Source organism: Streptomyces sp. H39-C1, from assembly GCF_027158125.1.
GTDB classification, from domain to species: domain Bacteria; phylum Actinomycetota; class Actinomycetes; order Streptomycetales; family Streptomycetaceae; genus Actinacidiphila; species Actinacidiphila fildesensis.
This window is the reverse complement of record NZ_JAPVLS010000124.1, coordinates 1-19,560: the sequence shown is the minus strand read 5'-3', so window position 1 is coordinate 19,560 and position 19,560 is coordinate 1. Positions and strand designations below refer to the sequence as shown.

The 19,560-nt window shown below is 68.9% G+C and carries 20 protein-coding genes and 1 pseudogene; 11 read left to right on the top strand and 10 right to left on the bottom strand.

All coding sequences use genetic code 11. From position 1 onward, the window contains the following. Nucleotides 1-142 precede the first annotated feature (142 nt). The 3 genes and pseudogenes from O3W51_RS43440 to O3W51_RS43430 form a co-directional block, all read right to left on the bottom strand. Nucleotides 143-557: pseudogene (locus tag O3W51_RS43440) on the bottom strand (transposase); the annotation flags it as partial. A gap of 419 nt (nt 558-976) precedes the next feature. Next, nucleotides 977-2,374 carry a sensor histidine kinase gene (locus O3W51_RS43435; RefSeq protein WP_138358148.1) on the bottom strand — a complete coding sequence of 466 codons (1,398 nt, stop codon included), beginning with the start codon at nt 2,372-2,374 and terminating at the stop codon, nt 977-979. 3 nt (nt 2,375-2,377) lie between these two features. Then, nucleotides 2,378-3,073 (bottom strand): response regulator transcription factor, encoded by a 696-nt coding sequence (locus O3W51_RS43430; protein WP_198358876.1) that lies wholly within the window; start codon nt 3,071-3,073, stop codon nt 2,378-2,380. 181 nt (nt 3,074-3,254) lie between these two features. Here O3W51_RS43430 and O3W51_RS43425 point away from each other — a divergent pair, with 181 nt between their 5' ends. The 5 genes from O3W51_RS43425 (at nt 3,255) to O3W51_RS43405 (ending at nt 8,926) form a co-directional block, all read left to right on the top strand. Next, nucleotides 3,255-4,040: a hypothetical protein gene (locus O3W51_RS43425; protein ID WP_138358146.1), complete on the top strand. Its 786-nt coding sequence runs from the start codon at nt 3,255-3,257 to the stop codon at nt 4,038-4,040. Further along, nucleotides 4,040-4,759: an ABC transporter ATP-binding protein gene (locus O3W51_RS43420; protein ID WP_198358874.1), complete on the top strand. Its 720-nt coding sequence runs from the start codon at nt 4,040-4,042 to the stop codon at nt 4,757-4,759. The genes O3W51_RS43425 and O3W51_RS43420 overlap by 1 nt, the downstream gene beginning before the upstream one ends. 61 nt (nt 4,760-4,820) lie before the next feature. Further along, nucleotides 4,821-5,705, top strand: coding sequence for an ABC transporter ATP-binding protein (locus tag O3W51_RS43415; RefSeq protein ID WP_244809658.1), 885 nt, complete (start codon nt 4,821-4,823; stop codon nt 5,703-5,705). A 5-nt stretch (nt 5,706-5,710) separates the two neighbouring features. Next, nucleotides 5,711-8,371 carry an ABC transporter permease gene (locus O3W51_RS43410; protein ID WP_198358872.1) on the top strand — a complete coding sequence of 887 codons (2,661 nt, stop codon included), beginning with the start codon at nt 5,711-5,713 and terminating at the stop codon, nt 8,369-8,371. 126 nt (nt 8,372-8,497) lie between these two features. Further along, a complete protein-coding gene (locus O3W51_RS43405; protein ID WP_269289289.1) occupies nt 8,498-8,926 on the top strand; it encodes a response regulator transcription factor in 429 nt (142 codons plus the stop codon). 200 nt (nt 8,927-9,126) lie between these two features. Here O3W51_RS43405 and O3W51_RS43400 read toward each other — a convergent pair whose 3' ends face one another. From O3W51_RS43400 to O3W51_RS43370, 7 genes are all read right to left on the bottom strand, one after another. Next, entirely contained in the window at nt 9,127-9,342 is a 216-nt protein-coding gene (locus O3W51_RS43400; RefSeq protein ID WP_138358136.1) for a helix-turn-helix domain-containing protein, read from the bottom strand. A 1,278-nt stretch (nt 9,343-10,620) separates the two neighbouring features. Further along, nucleotides 10,621-10,809, bottom strand: a complete 189-nt coding sequence (locus tag O3W51_RS49145) for an FxLD family lanthipeptide (protein ID WP_138359279.1) — start codon at nt 10,807-10,809, stop codon at nt 10,621-10,623. A gap of 74 nt (nt 10,810-10,883) precedes the next feature. Next, the gene (gene fxlM / locus O3W51_RS43390) at nt 10,884-12,110 is read right to left on the bottom strand and encodes a methyltransferase, FxLD system (RefSeq protein ID WP_232485948.1); all 1,227 of its coding nucleotides are present in this window, start codon (nt 12,108-12,110) and stop codon (nt 10,884-10,886) included. 144 nt (nt 12,111-12,254) lie between these two features. Next, on the bottom strand, nt 12,255-12,695 hold the full coding sequence (locus tag O3W51_RS43385; protein ID WP_269289283.1) for a DUF6302 family protein: 441 nt from the start codon (nt 12,693-12,695) through the stop codon (nt 12,255-12,257). Beyond that, nucleotides 12,692-13,168 carry a DUF6415 family natural product biosynthesis protein gene (locus O3W51_RS43380; RefSeq protein ID WP_138359275.1) on the bottom strand — a complete coding sequence of 159 codons (477 nt, stop codon included), beginning with the start codon at nt 13,166-13,168 and terminating at the stop codon, nt 12,692-12,694. Before O3W51_RS43380 ends, O3W51_RS43385 begins: the two co-directional genes overlap by 4 nt. Beyond that, nucleotides 13,165-13,656 carry an ATP-binding protein gene (locus O3W51_RS43375; protein WP_138359273.1) on the bottom strand — a complete coding sequence of 164 codons (492 nt, stop codon included), beginning with the start codon at nt 13,654-13,656 and terminating at the stop codon, nt 13,165-13,167. The genes O3W51_RS43380 and O3W51_RS43375 overlap by 4 nt, the downstream gene beginning before the upstream one ends. After that, nucleotides 13,653-14,057, bottom strand: coding sequence for a hypothetical protein (locus tag O3W51_RS43370; protein WP_138359271.1), 405 nt, complete (start codon nt 14,055-14,057; stop codon nt 13,653-13,655). The genes O3W51_RS43375 and O3W51_RS43370 overlap by 4 nt, the downstream gene beginning before the upstream one ends. A 197-nt stretch (nt 14,058-14,254) precedes the next feature. On the opposite strand from O3W51_RS43370, the gene O3W51_RS43365 reads away from it, so the two are divergent. The 6 genes from O3W51_RS43365 to O3W51_RS43340 all read left to right on the top strand — a co-directional run bounded on the left by O3W51_RS43365 (nt 14,255) and on the right by O3W51_RS43340 (nt 19,461). Continuing rightward, the gene (locus tag O3W51_RS43365; protein WP_269289278.1) at nt 14,255-15,322 is read left to right on the top strand and encodes a helix-turn-helix domain-containing protein; all 1,068 of its coding nucleotides are present in this window, start codon (nt 14,255-14,257) and stop codon (nt 15,320-15,322) included. After that, entirely contained in the window at nt 15,319-15,984 is a 666-nt protein-coding gene (locus tag O3W51_RS43360; protein WP_244809666.1) for a YdcF family protein, read from the top strand. Before O3W51_RS43365 ends, O3W51_RS43360 begins: the two co-directional genes overlap by 4 nt. Nucleotides 15,985-16,078: 94 nt before the next feature. After that, nucleotides 16,079-16,225 carry a WbqC family protein gene (locus tag O3W51_RS43355; protein WP_244809668.1) on the top strand — a complete coding sequence of 49 codons (147 nt, stop codon included), beginning with the start codon at nt 16,079-16,081 and terminating at the stop codon, nt 16,223-16,225. Nucleotides 16,226-16,436: 211 nt separating this feature from the next. Further along, entirely contained in the window at nt 16,437-16,718 is a 282-nt protein-coding gene (locus tag O3W51_RS43350; protein WP_244809670.1) for a WbqC family protein, read from the top strand. Between the two features lie 1,385 nt (nt 16,719-18,103). Beyond that, entirely contained in the window at nt 18,104-18,286 is a 183-nt protein-coding gene (locus O3W51_RS43345; RefSeq protein ID WP_138359267.1) for a helix-turn-helix domain-containing protein, read from the top strand. Between the two features lie 281 nt (nt 18,287-18,567). Continuing rightward, a complete protein-coding gene (locus tag O3W51_RS43340; protein WP_269289277.1) occupies nt 18,568-19,461 on the top strand; it encodes a site-specific integrase in 894 nt (297 codons plus the stop codon). Nucleotides 19,462-19,560 lie beyond the last annotated feature (99 nt).

Here is a 19,560-nt window from a genome sequence, read left to right as displayed (position 1 = left end):
GCGGTGGGCGGTGGGCTGTGATCGTCGGTCGGTCCTTTCGCCGAACGGGTATCTCGTGGCGGTGGACTACTAATGATGCGCGGGATCGCCGGTTTGGCTAACCGGCGATCCCGCGCTATGTTGCCCTGCTTGGGTCCGCCGTGGCCAGGTCCCAGACTCGCGATCGTGCTGCGGCCCGCGCCGACCGGATCGCGGCCAGTGCCTTGGGTCCGGCTGCGGCAAGGGCGTCAATGAGCCGGGAGACCGGGGTCGGATGCCACCGGGCCGAACACGTCGGGCTCGGCCCGCAGCATGGCGACATCGGCCAGGCAGTCCCCGCCCAAAGCGACTGCGAGCGCGACATCCAAAAGGACCTTGCCCGGGTCGTGCACCGCCCGCGGCTTGCGCCACGGCGCCAATGCCGCCGATATCGCGGTGTCCAGGCCGGACTTGCGGACCGTCTCGACCAGCAGCACCGCCCCGGCCTGCGAGACGGCTCCGCTGCCACCGCCCTCAACGCGGACACGCGGTACAACCCGATACGCTTGCTCACCTGGAGAGTGCTCTTTTCCGTGCAGCCAGCAGGACCCTAGACAAGTCCCATCGTTGCAGGTCAGGAGCACTCTCCGCTGATTTGATCAAGTATCGGACAACCTGCCTCGTGAAAGCGCGAGGTTAGGCACGCCAGGCCGACTGGAGCGCGATCGGCGTACTCTCCCCCGGTCAGGCCCCGAAGGCGCGATCGCACCGCCCAGCCCTGCTCCGAAACGGACCGCCAGATGTTCGGACGTGCGGGCTTCGCCCTCTTGCGAAAGCGCGTCCATCCAGCCACAACCCGGTAAGGCCGTAAGTCTCTTGCTTCACCTGGCCGATCTGGTCCCCGGGCAAGTCTTCTGTAGTCACGGCGTACTTGTTGCTGCGGGCGCCCCGCGTGGCGGACGGCACCCGTGGGCTGTTCCGGTGCGGATGTGCCGCGGGGTGCCCACCGCACCGCGGGTCAGTACGCCTGACCGCTGAACGGGAGCCGGACGTGGAACTCCGCGCCTTTGGGTGAATCGGCGATCCACGCCCGCCCGCCGTGCGCGGCCGCCACGTCGCGGACGATGGCCAGCCCGAGTCCCACGCCGCCGCTGTCCCGGTCGCGGGCGCCCTGGACCCGGAAGAACCGGTCGAAGACGCGCTCCCGGTACTCGGACGCGACTCCGGGACCGTCATCGGCCACGACGAGCTCCACCCCGTTCTCGTCGGCGGCGAGGGAGACGCGGACGACGGAGTCCGTATGCCGCTCCGCGTTGTCGAGCAGGTTGCGGACCACGGCCCGCAGTTGCCCGGCGCGACCCCTTACCCGTACGGCGGACAGCCCGGACAGGTCGACCTCGACCTCGCCCCTGGCCCGGATCGCCGCCGCCTCCAGCAGCACCAGCTCGTCCAGGTCCACTTCCGAGACCTCACGGGGGTCCTGGGGTGCGCCGGTGCCCGAGAGCAGCAGCAACTCCGTGACCAGCCGGTCCAGCCGGTCGGTCTCTCGGTGCACATCCCGGGCGAGAACGTGCCAGTCGGTGCCCGCGGGGTGCGCCAGCCCGACCTCGGTACGTGCCTTGAGCGCCGCCAGCGGGCTGCGCAGCTCGTGCGAGGCGTCGCTGACGAACTGCCGCTGGCGCTCGCCCGCCTGCTGGAGGCGCTCCAGCATCGCGTTCATCGTCCTGGCCAGCCGGCCCAGTTCGTCGGTGCCGGGGAGCTCGGGAACTCTGCGGTCGAGCTCGCTGGAGGTGATCTCCGCGACCTGCCGGCGCATCGCCTCCACCGGCCGCAGCGCCCGGCCCACCAGCAGCCACGCCGTACCGCCGCCCACGAGCAGGAGGGCCGGGCACGCGATGAGCAGGGCGGACAGCGCGGCCTGGACGCCTTCATCGACGGGTTCGAGCGAGGCGGCGGCGTAGACCGAGACCGGCTGGCCGGCGTGGTCCGCCGGAAGGCCGACGGCCCAGTACGCGGCGCCGTCACCGATCGGCGGCTTGTGCAGCGTCGCGCTGACGGAATGCTGGTCCGTGGCGCGCTGCGGCAGGAGCGGGCCGTGGCCACGCAGCTCGGGGCTCGATGCCAGCACGTTGCCGTGCCGGTCCACGATCTGTACGACCGGGCTGTCCTCACCGGCGTCCGGCGGCCTCGGCAGCGCCCCCGAGCCCAGCTCCGCCACCGTGTCCCGGGCCCGCTGCCGGGCGGCGGTCTGCGCGTTGCCGGTGAGGTCGTGCCGGACCAGGAGGAGGACCAGCACCGAGGCGATTACCAGGCCGATGCCGACGACGAGGACGGCGAGCAGGGTCAACCGGAGCCGGATGCCGCTCAGCCAACCCCGGGGCCGCCACCCCGGGCGGCCGCCGGTCCGGCCGGTCACCGGCTAACCGCCTTTGGGATCGAGCCGGTAACCAACCCCGCGCACCGTCTGGACCGTGTGCCGGGCGAAGGGCAGGTCCACCTTCCGGCGTAGGTACCCGATGTAGACGTCCAGCACCTTCGACTCGTCGTCGAGGGCGAAGTCCCACACCTCGTCCAGCGCCGCGCGCCTGCCGACCGTGTGCCCGGCGCGGGCCATGAGCAGCTCCAGCAGGGCGAACTCCCGCGGCGTCAGCTCGATGTCGACCGCGCCTCGCCGGCAGCGGCGCGCGCCGCGGTCGAGCACGAGGTCACCGGCCACCAGCAGGTGCGCGTCGGCCGCGGTCGAGCGGCGGGTCAGCGCCCGGATCCGGGCCAGCAGCACCCGGTACGAGAACGGCTTGGCCAGGAAGTCATCGGCCCCGGTGTCGAAGGCGCGCAGCTGGTCGCGTTCCGCGGTACGGGCGGTGAGCACCAGCACCGGTGTGGTCACCCCCGCGTCGCGCAGCCTTGCGCACAAGGTGAGGCCGCCGAGCCCCGGAAGCATCAGATCGAGCAGGACCAAGTCGTACGAGTGGTGCAGCAGCCGGTCCCATGCGACCAGTCCGTCGCCCACCGTCTCGACGCTGAAGCCGTCCTGCCGCAGTCCCTCGGCCAGCGCCGTGGCAAGGGCTGTCTCGTCCTCCACGACGAGCACCCGGCCGGACCGCTGAGCTGCCACCGCCACACCTCCACCCTACCTGGCACCGACCGTAGGCACCCTCGGTAAGAGAACGGCAAGAGCCCGTCCCGGCCGGTCACGGGCGCTGTCCTGGGCGTCCGCAGAAAGCGCCGCGCCTCTTAATCGTCCCTTACCCGTCCCTGCACACGATGTGGATCCACCTCATCCCCAGGGAGGGGCCATGACCACCCGCAAAGCCACTCCGCCGGCGCTGGCCGCCGTCGTACTCGGCACCACCCTCGTCCTCGGCGCGTGCGGTTCGAGCGGCTCGTCGCAGTCGTCCAGCACCACTCTCCCGTCGGCCACCTCACCGGCCTCGCCGACCACTCCCGCCGACCCGGCGTACCACCCGACGATCGTTCCGTCGGCCTTCACCTCCCACGTCACCAACCCGTACTTCCCGCTGCGCCCGAACACGACCGACGTCTATCAGGGCACGCGCGACGGTCAGCCGCAGCGCGACGAGGTGGTCATCAGCTCCGAGATCCGGACGATCATGGGCGTGCGCTGCCAGGTCGTCAGGGACACCGTCACCAGCAACGGGGCGCTCGTGGAGAAGACCACCGACTGGTACGCGCAGTCCTCGACCGGAGATGTCTGGTACTTCGGCGAGGCGACCGCGGAGTACGTCAACGGCCAGATCAGCAGTACCCACGGAACATGGGAGGCCGGAGTGGACTCCGCCCAGCCGGGCATCATCATGAAGGCCCACCCGAAGCCGGGCGACAGCTACCGCCAGGAGTACCGGCCAGGCCAGGCCGAGGACACCGCGAAGGTGCTGCAGACCACGGCAACGGTGAAGGTGCCGGTGGGGACGTTCCACAACGTGGTCGTCACCAATGACACCGATCCGCTCAACCCCGACAAGTCCGACCACAAGTCGTACGCGTCCGGTGTCGGCATGATCCACTCCGAGCGTGTCCGCAGCGGCCACCACGAGGTGATCGACCTGGTGAGGTACGGCTGATGTCCGCGCCCGCCACCCACGCCGCCCTCGCCATCGAGGCCGACGGGCTGTATCTCATCTACCGCGAGCGCGACGTGGAGACCGTGGCGTTGCGCGGAGCGGAGATCAGCCTGCCCGAGGGTGCCTGGACCAGCCTGATGGGCCCCTCGGGCAGCGGCAAGAGCACGCTGATCCATGTCCTGGGGGGTCTGCTCGAACCCAGCGGCGGCCGGGTGCTGATCCGCGGGGAGGACCTCACCCGGCTGCCGCAGGCGGAACGTGCGCTCCGCCGTCGCCGCCACATCGGCATGATCCTCCAGCGGGACAACCTCCATCCCCTGCTCGACGTAGCCGGCAACGTCGCCCTGACGCTGCGTCTGGACGGGCGGCCGGCCGCGCAGGTACGTGCTCGGGTTGCCGAACTGCTGGCGCGGGTGGGCCTGTCCGCCCACGCCCGGCAGCCGATCGGCAAGCTTTCGGGCGGCGAGGCCCAGCGCGTGGCGATCGCGGCGGCCCTGGCGCCCCGCCCCGACGTACTGCTGACCGACGAGGTCACCGGAGAGCTGGACGAGGAGACGGCCGGCGAGGTGCTCGACCTGCTGGCCGACGTCCGTGCCCGTGAGGGCACGGCGATTCTGACCGTCACCCACAACCCGCTCGTGGCCGAGCGGGCGGACCGAATGCTGAGGATGCGCGATGGGATCGTCATCGAAGCCGGGCGCGGCACGGACTCCGGCTGACACTCCGGCTGACGGACTGGCCGCCGGGGCCGTGCCTGCTGTGCCCGTACCCGCCGTGCCTGTGCCTGCTGTGGAAGCCGTCCAGCTCACCCGTGTGCACCGCGACGGGCGGCGGGAGTTGAAGAGCCTGGACGGGGTGTCCCTGACGGTGGCGGCCGGGGAGGTGGTGGCCGTCACGGGCCCGAGCGGGGCCGGCAAGACCACGCTGCTGCACCTGCTCGGCGGCCTGGACCGGCAGCACGAAGGGCGGGTACGGGTCGTAGGGGTGGACTGGCAGACGCTGCGAGGCAGTGACCGTGCCCGCTTCCGGCGGCGCAACTGCGGCTTCGTGGTCCAGGGTCTGGCCCTGCTGCCGCAGGCCACGGCCGCCGAGAACGTCGAGGTGCCGCTGCTCCTGGACGGAATCCCCGCCCCGGACCGGCGGGACCGGGTGGCGCGGGCGCTGGGCGGGGTGGGCCTGGCGGATGAGGGTGCGAAGCTCCCCGACCAGCTTTCCGGCGGTCAGCAGCAGCGGGTGGCCATCGCGCGGGCGCTGGTGAACGATCCGGCCGTTGTCCTCGCGGACGAGCCGACCGGCAGCCTCGACTCGGAAACCGCCGCGTCGGTCGTCCGGCTGCTGCTCGCGGCAGCCAGAGAGCACGGAGCGGCCGTGGTGCTGGTGACCCACGATCCGGCCGTCGCCCGTTACGCGGACACCGTCGTCCGCCTGCGCTCGGGGCGGCTCGAAGCGCCTGGCGGCGAGGGCGGCGTCCCAAGGACCGGTGCAGGCCCGACCGGCGGCGCCCCAGGGACCGATGCAGGCCCGACCGGCGGAGGCCCGGCCGATGCAAACCCGACTGCAGGGAGCCCACCAGGCGGAGACCCGACCGGACGCGGACCGAGCACCGAAAGCCCGACCCTCGACGACCCGACCACCGCGGCCGGCGAGCCCCGTACGGAGGAGTGATCGCGATGTTCTGGCTGGTCCTGCGGACCGTACGCCGCGCGCCGCTGCGCCTGCTGCTGGCCGCGCTCGCGGTCGCTCTGCCCGTGGCGACGCTCGCCGCGACCCTGCTCTACGTCGACGACAGCTCCCACGTCATGACGAGGGTCGCGCTCTCGCCGGTCCAGGTGGAGATGCGGGCCGTGGGCACCTCCCTCGGCATCGATCCGCAGGTGCTGAGCAAGCAGCTGAGCACCGTGCCGGGGGTGAAGAGCGCGGATGTGTTCGGAAGCGCGGACGTGGTCGTCTCGGCGCCCGGCGCCTCCGGGCGGGTGAGCGCACGGCTGTCCGCCGTATCGCCCTCGTACCTGGCGCATCACCCGTGGGTGCACACCAACGGCGACCTGAGCAAAGGCGTCCTGCTCAATGACGCCGTCGCGGGCTCGCCCGACTTCAAGGGGGCGACCCGAGTCTCGATCGACCTGCGCGGCGACGTCAAACCGCTGGGCGTGTCGCTGCCCGTCGCCGGACGCGCGGACCTCCGGGACGCGACGACGTGGTTCGCGATCCCCGCGGGCGATGTGCAAGGTGACGTCGTGGTAGCTCCCCGCTCGATCATGGTGGACTACGACACCTTCCGGCGCCTGATCCTGCCCGCCGCCCGTACGGCACTCGGCGGCGCCACCTCGATCACCAACCCGGGCCTGTCGGAGCTGCCACCGGTCAGCCTCGAATCGCATGTGGCCGTCGACCACCGGGCCTACCCCACCGATCCGGGCGCCGCCGAAGTATGGTCGGGACAGCTGCGCAGGTCGCTGGAGCGGCAGGTGCCCGGCCAGGCCCTGGTCGCCGACAACGCCGCCGAACCCCTGCACGAAGCGGGCACCGACGCCACCAACGCCAGGACGCTGTTCTTCCTGCTCGGCGTCCCGGGCGTCCTCGTGGCCGCCGCCCTGGGCCTCGCCGCGGCCTCGGCCCTCGCCGAGGCGCATCGCCGCGAAGAGGCGCTGCTGCGGCTGCGCGGCGCGTCGGACTCCCACCTGGTGCGGCTGGCAGTCGGCCAGGGGACGCTTGCCGGAGGGGTGGGGACCGTCATCGGCCTGGGCGCCGCCGCCGCAGCCGTCTCCGGTGGCGTCGGCCACGCCGTGTGGCACGGGATCCCCGCGGGTCAACTGGCACTCGCCGTCGCCCTGTCCACCCTGGTGGGGACGGTCGTCACGGCCGCCCGCCTCGTTCCCTTGATTCGGGCCGGCCGCAAGGCGGCCCTGGTTACCGACCGCCGCCTGCTGGCGCCCCCGCGCCCGCCGCTGTGGCGCCGCGGGCACCTGGACATCGTGGCAGTGGCCGTCGGGCTGGCCATCCTGGCCGGGAACGTGATCGTCGGCGGGCTCAAACCGGCGCCGGTCCAGGGCCCCGCGCTGGCGCTGGCCTTCTACGTACTGCTGGCACCGCTCGCGCTGTGGCTGGGCATCAGCCTGCTCACCGTCCGCGGTCTGCTGCGGCTGCTCGCCCGGTACAGCCGTCCCGACCGGCCGCGCCCGTTGACGACGTGGCCGGCGACCGCCCTGCGCTGGCTCGGCCGCCGTCCCGCGCGTGCCTCGGTGTCCCTGACTCTCGGCGTGCTCGCGGTCGCGTTCGGGACCCAGACGGCGACGTTCGCCGCCACCTATCACACGGCAACACGTACCGACGCCCGGGCGGCGTTCGGCGCCGACCTGCGGCTGACCCCGAACACCGAACTCGTCCAGCCCCCGCCCCACCCGGGACCCGGCGTCCACGGCGTGACGCCGATCCACTCGATCCCGGCCCGCGCCGGAAGCGACCGCAAGACGATCATGGCGGTCGACCCCGCCTCGTACCGCTCGGCCACCGCCATCGCCCCGCAGATCACCAGCGGCGGCGGGCTCGACGCACTGGCCGGCAGGCCGTCCGGTGTGCTCGTGTCGCAGGAGATCGCCACCGACTTCGGGGTGGCCCCGGGCGACACGATTCCCGTCACCGTCTTCCCCGACGACCTGGACCTGTCCCAGCAGCTCGATCTGCACGTGGTCGGCGTGTACCGGGCCTTCCCACCCACCGACCCGCTCTCGGAGATGGTCATCAGCACCTCGACCGTGCCCAACCCGGTGCCGCCGGCCGACTTCTACCTCGCCCATGTGGCCTCCGGGCACAACCCGGCCCAGGTCGCGGCCCAGCTGCGGCACGACGGTTCGACCGCCGGCTATGCGGTCTCCACGCTTGCCGAGCGCATCCGCCAACAGCAGCGGGGTCTGACCGCGCTCAACCTCGACGGCCTGAGCCGGATCGAAGCGGTCGCGTCCGCCGGGATCGCCTCTCTGGGGGTCGGCGTGCTCGGCGCGTTCCTGGTGATGGAGCGCAGAAAGGAATTCGCCATCCTGCGAACCGTCGGCGCCGACACTCCGCGCACGCTCGCCGGTCCCCTCACCGATGGTGCCGTCGCCGTGGTCGGCAGCCTCGTCATCGGCATTCCCGTCGGCCTGGGCCTCGGCGTCCTCTCGGTCCGCGTCCTCAGCCTCTTCTTCGCCCTCCCCCCGCCCCTGGCCACCGTCCCCTGGGGCGCCCTGGCCGCCCTCGGCGTCCTGGTCCCGGCGATCTCCGCGATCGGCCTCACGCTGGCGCTGCGCAGAATCAACCGGACCGAGGTCACGGCGCTGCTGCGTGAGCCGTGAGATGCGAGGCACGGGGCCCTGGAGCGGAGAGCGCGAAGGTACCGGCCGGGACGGGGAACAGGAAGGGGTGGTCGTGGATGGGGTCGCTGGGGTCGGCCGGGCGGTGTCGACGCGGTCGGTGACCGGGTGTATGGGCTGGATGCGGGCGCGGATGACTACCTGACCAAGCCGTTCAGTTTCGCGGAGCTGTTCGCGCGGCTGCTGGCGCTGGTCCGCCGCGGCGCGAGCGAGCGGCCCGTGCTCCTTGCCGTCGGGGATCTGCGGCTGGACCCGGCCGGCCCCAGGGTGTGGCGCGGGCGGGAGGAGTTGCGGCTGTCGCCGAATGAGTTCGCGCTGCTGGAGCTGTTCCTGCGGCATCCGGGCGATGTGCTGACCCGCACCAGGATTCTGGAGCATATGTGGGCCTTCGCGTACGACGGGGTGTCCAACGTCGTCGACCAGTACGTGGCCTATCTGCGGCGCAAGATCGATGAGCCGGGCGGGGACGCACATTTGGAGACCGTTCGCGGAGCCGGATGCCGGCTGCGGGTTCCGAAGCCCGAGACGGGTGGGTGAGCGGTCATGCCCTTGCGGTGGCGGCTGGCGCTGCTGTTCGCCCCGGGCACCGCGGTGGTGATCGCCACGGCCGGGCTGCTGATTCTTCAGCAGCTGACCGCGGGCCTGAATTCCTCGCTGGATGCCACGCTGCGTACACGGGCCGCCGCGCAGGTGCCGTGCCTGGCCTCCTCCCACGGGTGCCTCAAGAGGTGCACGGCTCAGAGTGTTGTGGGCTGGCCGGGCCGGGAGCGGTTGTTGGGGCCGCCGCGGCTGCGGAGGGTGACTCCGGCGTCCACGAGCACGCGGTGGATGAATCCGTAGGAATGGCCGGTGAGCGTGGCCAGCGTGCGGATCGAGGCACCGTTCTCGTAGTCCGTGGCGAGTTGGGTGGTGACCTTTTCGCGTGCGGCGCCGATGAGTCGTTTGCCCGCCACTGCGCGTCCCCCTCTCCAATGGGTCGTTGGCGGAGGTTCATTAAGGAACCTCCAACGGTTGGCAGAGGTCTGCCCCGAACCGCGAGGCGCACACCGGAGACGATGACCGTGTTGTCGGAAGGTCCCGTGCTGCCCCTCCCCGCCTAGGGCGAAGCTGCGTTGCCAGTGTCGGCCGACGGGGGGTGGGGTGGGTTGAGGGCGAGATGACTCAGCATGGCAGCACTGTGACGGATCTCGGGGCATGAGGTGGCAGCCGGCTCCGGGGGGCCTGTGCATAGGCGGCCAGGGCGGGCGCTCGCATGCCTCGTTACCGAGTGTCGGTCCGACCGCCGAGCGCCGTATGAGGACGGGCGCTGGGGCTATGCCAAATATCGTCGGGGCAGGCCAAGGTGGTCTAGGTTTCCCCCAATTCCCTTCCGCAAGCCATGTGTCTTGTCACCTCGTCGAGGGGGAGGGGCACATGTGATGCTTGGCATCGGCCGATGTCAGCATTTCAATGGAATGTTTCCATATGGAACATGTATTCGCAGGTAAGATACGCGAAAATCCTTGATTTGACGGTCAATGAGGGCGCTTACTGCAAGAAGTTGTTGGTTCGGAATCCGTCATTCCGGTGTGACGATCCTGCAAGATCCTCAAGTTGCGTGCCGTTCGGGTGCGCCGATGCAGGGTGGGGAACGTCGTGGGGCGCAGGAAACGGATGATCGGGCGCTGGCCGAGTGCGGGCTCGGGCCGGATGGCTGTGGTGGGCGGAATGACGACCGCAGCGTTGCTGGCTGCGGGTGTTGCGGCGGTGCCGGCGGTAGCGGCGGGGCCGGATGTGCCCACGCAAGCCGAGGCGTTGGTGGACAGTGTGAAGCCGGTGCTGACCGCGACGGTCTCCAGCCCCGCCGGGGGGCAGGTCACGGCGAAGTTCTTCGCCGGCACCTACGCCGCGAACGGCGCCTGGGACCTGGTCAACGGCGGCACCGTCACGGTCGCTTCAGGGTCAGTGGCCCGGTACACGATCCCGACGTCGATGCCGTTGAACACCGAGTTCGACTGGCAAGTCCAGGCATGTCAGGGCAGTGTGTGCTCGGCCCTGACGCCGCTGGCGGACACGCACGTGTCGCCCATGCTGGGCGCCGGGGCGCGGGGCAACGCGACCCGGCTGTCGTTCTCCGCCGGGGATCACGTTTCCGCACAGGTGGAGGTCGGCTCGGGCAACCTGCTGGTCAACACCTCGGACCTGACGCTGCCGGGCATCAATGGCAATGTCGGCCTCGGGGCGGCGTCACGTCAGCCGCCGATGCAGGTGCTGTTCGAGCAGGCGGACGCGCAGGTGGACGTGCAGTTGTCGCTCGTGTCGTTCAGCAGTGAGCCCAAGACGGGGACCGCGCCGACGGTTGACACGTCGAGGTCGAAGTCCCCGTCGGGGCGGTAGTCCGTCGCCGCCTTGAGGACGGAACCGGTCGTCTGTTGTGCCATCTCATGCCTCCAGAAGAGGTGGGTAGGGATGTGCCTTGCGTGCTGTGCTGCCTGGCCGTGCGCCCGAGGAGGGGCTAGGGCCAGGTGATCGTGACCCGCGTGTGCCGTCGCTCGATGCGGCGTCCGGCGGGGAGTCGGTCCTCCGGCGTGCCCGCCGGGCGGACCTCGATGTGGGCGCGGTCGCTGCGGTGCTCGCGGTCCCAGGTCTGGATCTCGGAGACGACGCGCTGGGCAAGCTGCTCCCCGTGCGGGCCGTGCCCGATCGCGCCCAGCTCGAAGCGGTCCTCTTCTTCCGTGGCCCGCACGGTGCGGTAGGCGAAGCTGCCGCCTTCTACGAGGGTCGGGACACCGAGGGGCGAGGCAGAGGCGACCAGCCCGCGTTTGCGGGCGCCGGGCTTGGCTGCCAGCAGTGGCAGGTTGTCCAGCGCCGTCGTCAACCACAAGTCCAGGTGCTCGTTGGACTCCATGCCGCCCAGAGTTACCCCCGACCACGCCGTTGCCCGTGGCGCGAACAGCGCCTCGGACAGCGCCTTGGTGTCCGGCTCGGGGTGGCCGTCGATGCGCAGGCCGATCTCCTCGCCCTCCGTGTCGTGCAGGACGGCAAGCCCTACGCGGTTCTCGCCAGCGCCCTGCATCGGGACGAAGCCGCACAGCTCGAAGCCGTCGCTGACCAGGTGATCGCCCTCGCGGACGAAGGCGACGGTGCGCGTCAGGCCGCGCATCCGCAGGGGGACGACGAGCCGACCACCCTCCTTGAGTTGCTGCATCCAGGCAGGAGGGATGTCGGCGGCTTGCACCGTGACGACGATCCGATCGAAGGGTCCGTGGTCGGGGGCGCCCTCTTCCGCGTCGGCGGTGAGAACGGTGACGTTCTGGTAGCCAGCCGCTGTGAGGAAGGTCGTTGCCCGGTCCGTCACCTCGGAGTCGATGTCCATGGTGACCACGTGGCCCTCCTTCCCCACCATCTCGGAGAGGTAAGCCGCGTTGGGGCCGCCGGAGCCGACCTCCAGCACGGCCATTCCGGGCTCGATCCGGGCCTGCTCGATCTGCATGGCCTGGACCCTCGGGGCCGAAACTGAGCTGATGTCCACGCCGGTGGCATCCGTCTTCGTCACGGCCGCGAACTCCGCATCGTACGACTTGGCTGGCTCCACCTCGGGGGTGGCCAGGTGCCGCGGGACGGCACGGAAGGCGGCAACGACGCGGGGGTCCCGGGCAGCTCCAAACTCGATGAGGCTCTGCACCATGGCGTCACGCAATTGCTGTTCGTTGAGAGCTGCTTGGCCCGTGTCGGTCGTCATGCCGGGGACGTTAACCACCAGTGATCTCCTTCGTGGCGTTGCGCCATGCTTCGAGCGGATTTTGCAGGGTGGCGCGGGAAACGAGGGCAAGCTGCCCGCGCCGGGTGGGTAACCGCCCGTCGGTCCGATCGGTCACGTCAGGACCTACGAGCGGTGGCTATGGTCAGCGGCAGCGGCAGCGGCCGACCGGGCGGGTTGGCATGCCGCGCGGACAGCGGCCTTGCTGTAGCCGTAGAACCGGCCGCGCGCCGCGTCGTCGTAGTCGCAGGCCGGCGGTCGGCCGCCCCACTCGACCAAGTGGCAGGTGTCGCGGTAGGGGGAGGGGCGAAGACGCAGGTCGGGGAAGCCCGGTAGGCCCTCCAAGAGGCCGCGTGTCTCCTCCGCCAGGATCAGCAGGTCGAAAGACATGAATCCGCCACGGCGCGCTCCGCCCACGGGGACGGCCAGGAGCGGTGCCCGGTGGACGCAGACGGCTACGGCGTGATCAAGCAGCGACGGATCAGCGAGACGACTGCCGATGTACTCGAAGTCGTAGGCGAGCCGTGCCGGAACAAGGCGCGGGATAAGCGGGCGGATGACGGTCACGCCACCCCCTTGATGGAGTCGAACGCGACCAGCTGGTCCAGTAACTCGCCGACGACCCATCCCATCTGCCGCAGATGCAGCACGGCGTGACGGTAGTCGCCAGGCATCTCGCTTGCCCGCAAGGTGCGCGCCCGCTGAATGAGCGTGTTCGCGTAGGCCGACTCCTGCCATGCCCGAGTGGAAACAGCGATGTTCACGAGCCTCATGAGGTGGCCGCGGGATCGCTGAACGAAGTCCTCGATGACGTCCTCGGAAGGGGCGATGTCGTCCAAGGCCGTGGCGACGTCGTCAAGGAGGTCTTCGCTCTCATGCGCAGTCCAGGCCCAGCGGAGCAACAGGCCATGCACGTCGGTCAGGCCAGCAGCGTCCAGCGGAGGTTTCCACGGGGTGACGGTCTGGGCTTCGGGTTCGGCGGCCTGCGGTCCGGTCGTCGCAGGGCACGCCAACCTGCGGTGGTGAGTGCGAACGGTCATCGGTCCGCCCCCGGAAGGCTCAGCGTGCACCAGGTCGTCGTACCGTCGGCGCTGACCCCCCAGTCGTCGGCAAGGGCAGCAACGAGGAAGAGGCCGCGGCCGGTCTCGCTGGAGTCGCCCACCACACGCAACTGCGGGCGGAGGGCGGAGCCATCGTTGACCGCGAGCAACAGGCCCTGGAGGGTGATGACGAGGCGGAACTCGATTTCTCCACCCTCGCCGTACCGCAAGGCGTTGGTGACGAGCTCGCTGACCAGCAGCTTGGCGTCATCCAGGAGCGCAACCAGCCCCCAGGACCGCAGCTTGGACGTACTGATGCGGCGAAGCCGTCCCACCCACTGGCCGTCAGGGTCCCGTTCGAGTGCGCCGCCAGCCGCCGCGCCGCTGGAGATCCGCACCGCGAACTCGTCGCAGATGGGCTCGGCCACGCCAGGAATGGCCGCGGTGGGGGTGGTGATGCTCGCCGCTGAGCGCGTTACCCGGGTCATGAGAGCGGCTCCTCTCGTCTGGTGCGGAGGAGACGCGACACTTTCAAGGCCGAGGTCCGATGCGCGGCGATGACGCCCGTGCCGACCGGGCGCATGCCGGTGGCGGTTAAGCGGACCTGTATCAACCGGGCGCCGGCGCTGAGGATGATCCGCGCGCGATCAGTGGCCGTTCGGGCGGGGCCGAGGTGGACGAGAGAAGGGACAACGACACCGTAGGCGTCCGCCAAGGCGAGGGTATCGAGGAGTCCGACGAAAGCCGGCGAGTAGAAGTCGTCGGGGGCGTGCTCGACGAACAGGGCCGCCATCCTCAGCTCGTGAGTTCGGCAGTAGTCATCCAAGACGGCCGACAAGGCGAGACGGCGGCCCCGCGTCGTGCGCGTCAGCCGCACGAAGCCGTACACGTCCGGGTGGGGGACGGGGCAGTGCTCAGTGAGGGGGACCACGCGGCTGACCTCCACAACGGGACGGGTGGACTGAACCCTTCGAGCCTGACGCGGTCCCACCCCACAGGGAATGAACGGCTGTTGCACCTTTGTGGCACTTCCGTGGCCGCTCGCATACCGTCCGTGATTCCATGGCGGCAGGAGGGAGGCGCCCCGTGGTGAGCGTGAGGCGATGGACCGGCCACGAGGCAGGCTTGCTGCGACAGGCGCTGCGCATGAGCGTGCGTGCCTACGCAGCGCACCTCGGCGTCGGCATCCGCACTGTCTCCAAGTGGGAGAAGTTGGGCGCGGCCACCGGTCCATGGCCCGATACGCAAGCCATCCTCGACACAGCCCTCGCTCGTTCTGATGCTGCCGCACAAGCCCGATTCGAGCAGTTCCTCGGGTTGTCCTCGGGGCAGCGACCGAGGGGAACTTCGTCGCCCACGATCGCCGACCACGAGACTTGGACGGAGGATCTGGAGCGGATCGTGGTGTGTCTCGACCGCCAGGACTTCTCCTTCGCCGCCACCCTTCTGGAACGTTGGCTCGGCCGCGCCCAAGCGCGCGAGCTCGACGATCGTGGCCTGTACCTGTACGGGCGCTCGTTGGTCCTGTCCGGCGACCTGCGCCGCCTCCAGGGCACCCTTCAGGACTTGATGACCGCCAAGCGGCTCTACTCCGACGCCCACGACGTATTCACCGAACTCGACATCCCCCGCCGAGCCGCGCAGATCGAACTCTCCCTCGCGGTGGTCACCGAGATGGCCGGACACCTCACCCCAGCGGCCTCCCTCTATAAACAGCTCACCGGCGACGAAAGGCTCGGCTCGGCCGACCGCGCCCGTGCCCAACTGTGGATCGGCACAGCTCTGGCCAAGGACGGCCGAAATGAGTTCGCCATCCAGGTCATGGGGCAGGCGGCCCAGTGGTTCGAGGAACTGGACGAACCGGAGGACTGGGCGACCGCCCAGCAGAAGCTCGCACTTGCGCACCGCGGCGTTGGCGACCTCACCCGGGCCTTGGCTTACATCGATACGGCTCGCAGCAATGGGCGCTTCGAGACCCCACTCCAGCGCGTCCAGATCGAAACTGCGCACGGCCACATCCTGCTCACTGATCCGGCCACCCGCAGCGCCGGGAACGCCGTGCTCGACCGGGCATCGGACATCGCCACCCAATACGGCCTGAAACACCAACTGCGAAGCATCAAGACCGTTCGCAATAGCAAGGAGTACACGTGACTGACCAGGCCCCAATCAGCGACGCGGATCGAGCTGACGCCCGCGCCATCTGGGACTTCCACCAGATGGGCCACGAGCTGAGGCCGTGCTCCGCCGCGATCACCCTCGGCAGCCTCGATCTCGGTGTGGCCACCAACACCGCCGACCTCTATCACGCCTGCATGTTCCCCACCGTGGTATTCACCGGCGACACCAGCACGGCCACCAAGGCTAGGTTCCCCCGCGGCGAGGCCAACCACTACCGCGAGCACGCGCTCTTCCTGGGGGTGCCGGATGCGGCGATCTTGCTGGAGCCCAAGGCCACCAACACCGGTCAGAACATCGGCTTCTCCCGCGAGGTGCTGGAGAACGCAGGCATCGCAGTAACCACCCTGCTCTTGATCTCCATGCCCTATATGCAGCGCCGCGCCTACGCGACGTGCCGCAAGCTGTGGCCCGAGGTGGAGCCAGTCTGCGTCTCCCAGCCCTTGACGTACGACGAGTACGTCAAGACGCACGATGACGAGAAGCAGTTCATCGACATGCTGATGGGCGACATGGAACGGGTGATGGAGTACCCCAAGCGCGGTTTCGCCATCGAGCAGCACGTTCCGGAAAGGGTCCGCGATGCCTTCGACCGCCTCCGCACCCGCGGCTACGACAGCTGGCTCCTGCCCGCTTGACCATGCCGCGCTCTTGAGTGCACCGCCGGTGCGCACGTGCGCGATTCATCAGCCCAACCTCCTGCCCCGCCTTTCCACACTGGCGAAGCTCTACGTGGCTGACGTCTGGGTGGTCCTCGATGATGTCCAGTTCGTCCGCCGCGACTACCAGCACCGGGCCCGCCTCGCCGCACTCGATGACCCGCAGCAGCACCAGTGGCTCTCCTCGAGACCCACCTCCCGCACGGCCGCGCAACGTTGATCCGCGATGCTCGACTCGCGGACCCGCAGCGCGCGGCCCGCCGCCTCCACCAGCTACCCGCGCAGCACTACCGCGCCAGCCCCCACTGGCAGGTGCTGCATGCTGCGCTCGAACCAGCCGTCCGCACCATCGCTGAAACCGCTGGCACAGCAGCCGTCGCCGAGGCCACCACCGTTGCCTGCTGAACCTCCTGGGCTGGCGCGGCTCCGTCGTGCGCAGCAGTGACCTCGCCGCTTCCTCGGACCGCTCGGTACGTCTGGCTGACCTCACTACGGCGGTCGGCGCCGACACCTACCTCTGCGGCACAGGCGGCCTGCGATACCTCGACCGACGCCCCTTCGCGGAGCGGGAGCTCAACGTCCACGTATTCCGTCCGCCAGCCGCCGAGGACCTGTGGGCCGGAGCGGCGAAGATCTCTGCTCTGTGGGCGCTTGCCGCGTATGGGCCTTCCGGAGTGGGGGCAGCGTTCAACGACCTGCGCACGACCCGCTGATTTGACGCCGATCCCGCCTAAACCTCATCTGGGCGGGGGCCGAACGCCCGTCCGCAGCGCGGGTGCGAGATGGGCCAGGCCGCCGCTTCCTCAATGCTGCATAGCGTCCCGGTCGCCTTGTCGGGGTCCTGGTGACTGGCCCACCCGCAGCCAGGCCCTTCGAAGACTTCCATGAACCGCACGCCGGCCTCGCGGGACCGGTTCAGGGTGCCGGCAATGGCTGAGGACGACGGAGGCGCCGAGTTCTTGGTCGACAACCCGTCTGCCGGGAGCTGCACCTCTCCCTCAACGTCGCCTCCAGCCAACTAACTTGCTACGCCGCCAGGTTGGAAAAGCCTCATAGTGTTAAAGACGAGATCACCGAGTGGCCGTCGATATACCGCGCCAGCGGACGTGACCCACCGGGCGACGGGGGACAGCACGTGGGAACGTGCGAAGGGGAGTGTCGGAGCTCCGGTGCCGTCTCGGGCGCGGCCAGTCTTGCTCGGCTCTTGACCAACTACCCGCGTCTCAGCCGAATGTTCGCTGAGTATTCGCCCACGGCAGACAAGAAAGAGCTCGCAAGGACTGGAAGCTTTCACCGAAAGCATGCCAACATTGCATGATCCGGAAAACCACCATAGCGGACAGGTAATTGCCCCTGTGTGGGGGTGCCCATATTTTTCGAGACACCGAACTGCACAGGATTCGCCTCGCTTTTCTTATCCTTGCCCTAGGAGGCTCGTCTGCTGAATCCTACGATCCAATCCTCTCGCTTCGTCTCCCCGCCCTCTCGAAGCGCCGCGGGATGAGTGCTTTAGGCAGAAGGCAGGGGAGTACCGCTCCGTACCCACCGCGCTATGCCCTCTGTCTATGCGGCCAGCCTGTTGATGAGGATCTCCTGCAACGTGGGTACCGCAGCGACCCGGCGGTCAAGAGACATCAGTGGCGCATACCGGAGCCGCAACTCTCCATGCGAGCTGTGCTGTGGGCGCCACTGCGCGTGTCGGGGGCGAAGCCTGAACGCTAAACGGCCCGCTGGAGATCGTCACGGACGATGCGGCCCCGGCACAGGGTCCGTGAAGGCTGGCTTCCTGGCTGCGGCCGGTCCGACGGCTTGCCTTACCTGCTGATGTGGCGCGCAACATAGACGACAATCGCCGGTTAGCCAAACCGGCGATTGTGGGGACCATCGAAGAGTTCGCATCAGCTGCGCTTGGCGGCGGAGCTGGAGCGGTGCAGCGCATTGTGCCAGCGTCGTGACTTAGGAGAACGGCACCGTTCGCTGCTACCCAGATCACCGCGGTGCCCGTCGCTGAACTGCAACGGCGCCTCTGCACGATGGAGAGTCACGTAATGCAGTGTCGACCGAATGGCTCCGCTGAGGTAGGCGGAGAGGTGACGAGTTGACCGCCGCGGGGAGCAATCGCCTGCTCACACCGGAAGAAGTTGCCGCCTGGCTGAAAGTCAGCGAGACCACCGTGAAGAACAAGTATCGGGCATGGGGGCTCAAGGCTCAGAAAGTCGGCCGCCTTTTGCGGTTTCGCGAGCGCGACATCATTGCCTACCTTGATGACAACTACGGATAACGGCTGCTCTGCCGTTATATAGCCGAAAGGTGCCACGCATGGCTACGGTTTTCCAGCGATGCAAGTCTGATCCGAAGGCCGCCGCATATCCTTGCGTGAAGCCCCGTTGCGGCCACTCGTGGACAGTGCGATATCGCGAGCCGGGCGGTAGGACAGCGCGTCAGCGCGAATAAACCTTCGCCAAGAAGACGGGTCCGGGCGGGGCCGATGTCTTCGCGGCGAGGGTCGAAACCGACAAGGACGACGGTCTTTACGTTGACCCCAATGCGGGCAAGATTACAGTGGGCGCCTATGCTGAGGACTGGCTTGCCCGCCGAATAATTGGGGAGTCTACGTATGTAAATTACAAGGGCTTTATCGATAACCATCTCATACCGATGCTCGGCCATAGGCCGATCGCAGGGGTAGCAAAGAGAGAGAAACGGATCCGGGAGGATCCGGCCAGGGATGTGAAGAACGCCGCCGGAAGCCAAGCAGTCGACGAGGACGAGATTCCGACTCTTCCCGAGGTCCGCCGTCTTCATGAGTGCATGCCACAGCGGTACAAGTTGACCGTCTGGCTTCAGGCGGGGGCTGGGTTGCGGGTCAGCGAAGCTCTGGCCTTCCATGTCGGGTGCCTACGCCGCGACGTGATCCGGGTTCGTTGGCAGGTCAGCCGGAGGGCGTATCGCGAGGACTGCAAGGCTCGCCTCATACCTCTGAAGCACCGAGAAGAGGGGGAGTACCGCGAGGTCCCGGCCGCCCCCTTCCTTTGCGCCGAGATCGACGCCCATGTTCAGGTGTGGGCTCCGATCCCGCTCACTTTCCAGAATGCGGTGGGGAAGATTCGGCAGGTCGAGGTGTTCTTCGCCCCTCGCGAACCGGGGAGGGAGGTCATGCCCACCGCAAATACCTACGGCCATTACTTCAAGAGGGCGTGCGTGGCCGCCGGTTTGGTCGATGCAGAGGGCAGGCCGCGATACCATCCGCACTCGTTGAGGCACTTTTTTGCTTCGACCGCACTGGCGGCCGGCATCCCGATTCACGAGGTTTCGCGCTGGCTCGGCCACAAGTCGATACGGTCGACATCTACGGTCACCTCGTTCCAGAGTCATGGGACCGATGTCGAGGCATCATGCAGTCGGCATTGGCAGAGGCGACCTGACCGGCAGGGCTTGATCAAGTTCCTTAGGTGACCGGTTCGTTGGTGATGCCCAGGATGGGGAGTGCTCGTTGGGGTTCGTCGCGGATCGCCCGGGTGGTCTTGGCGATGTTGTCGGCTCCGAGGGTTTTCA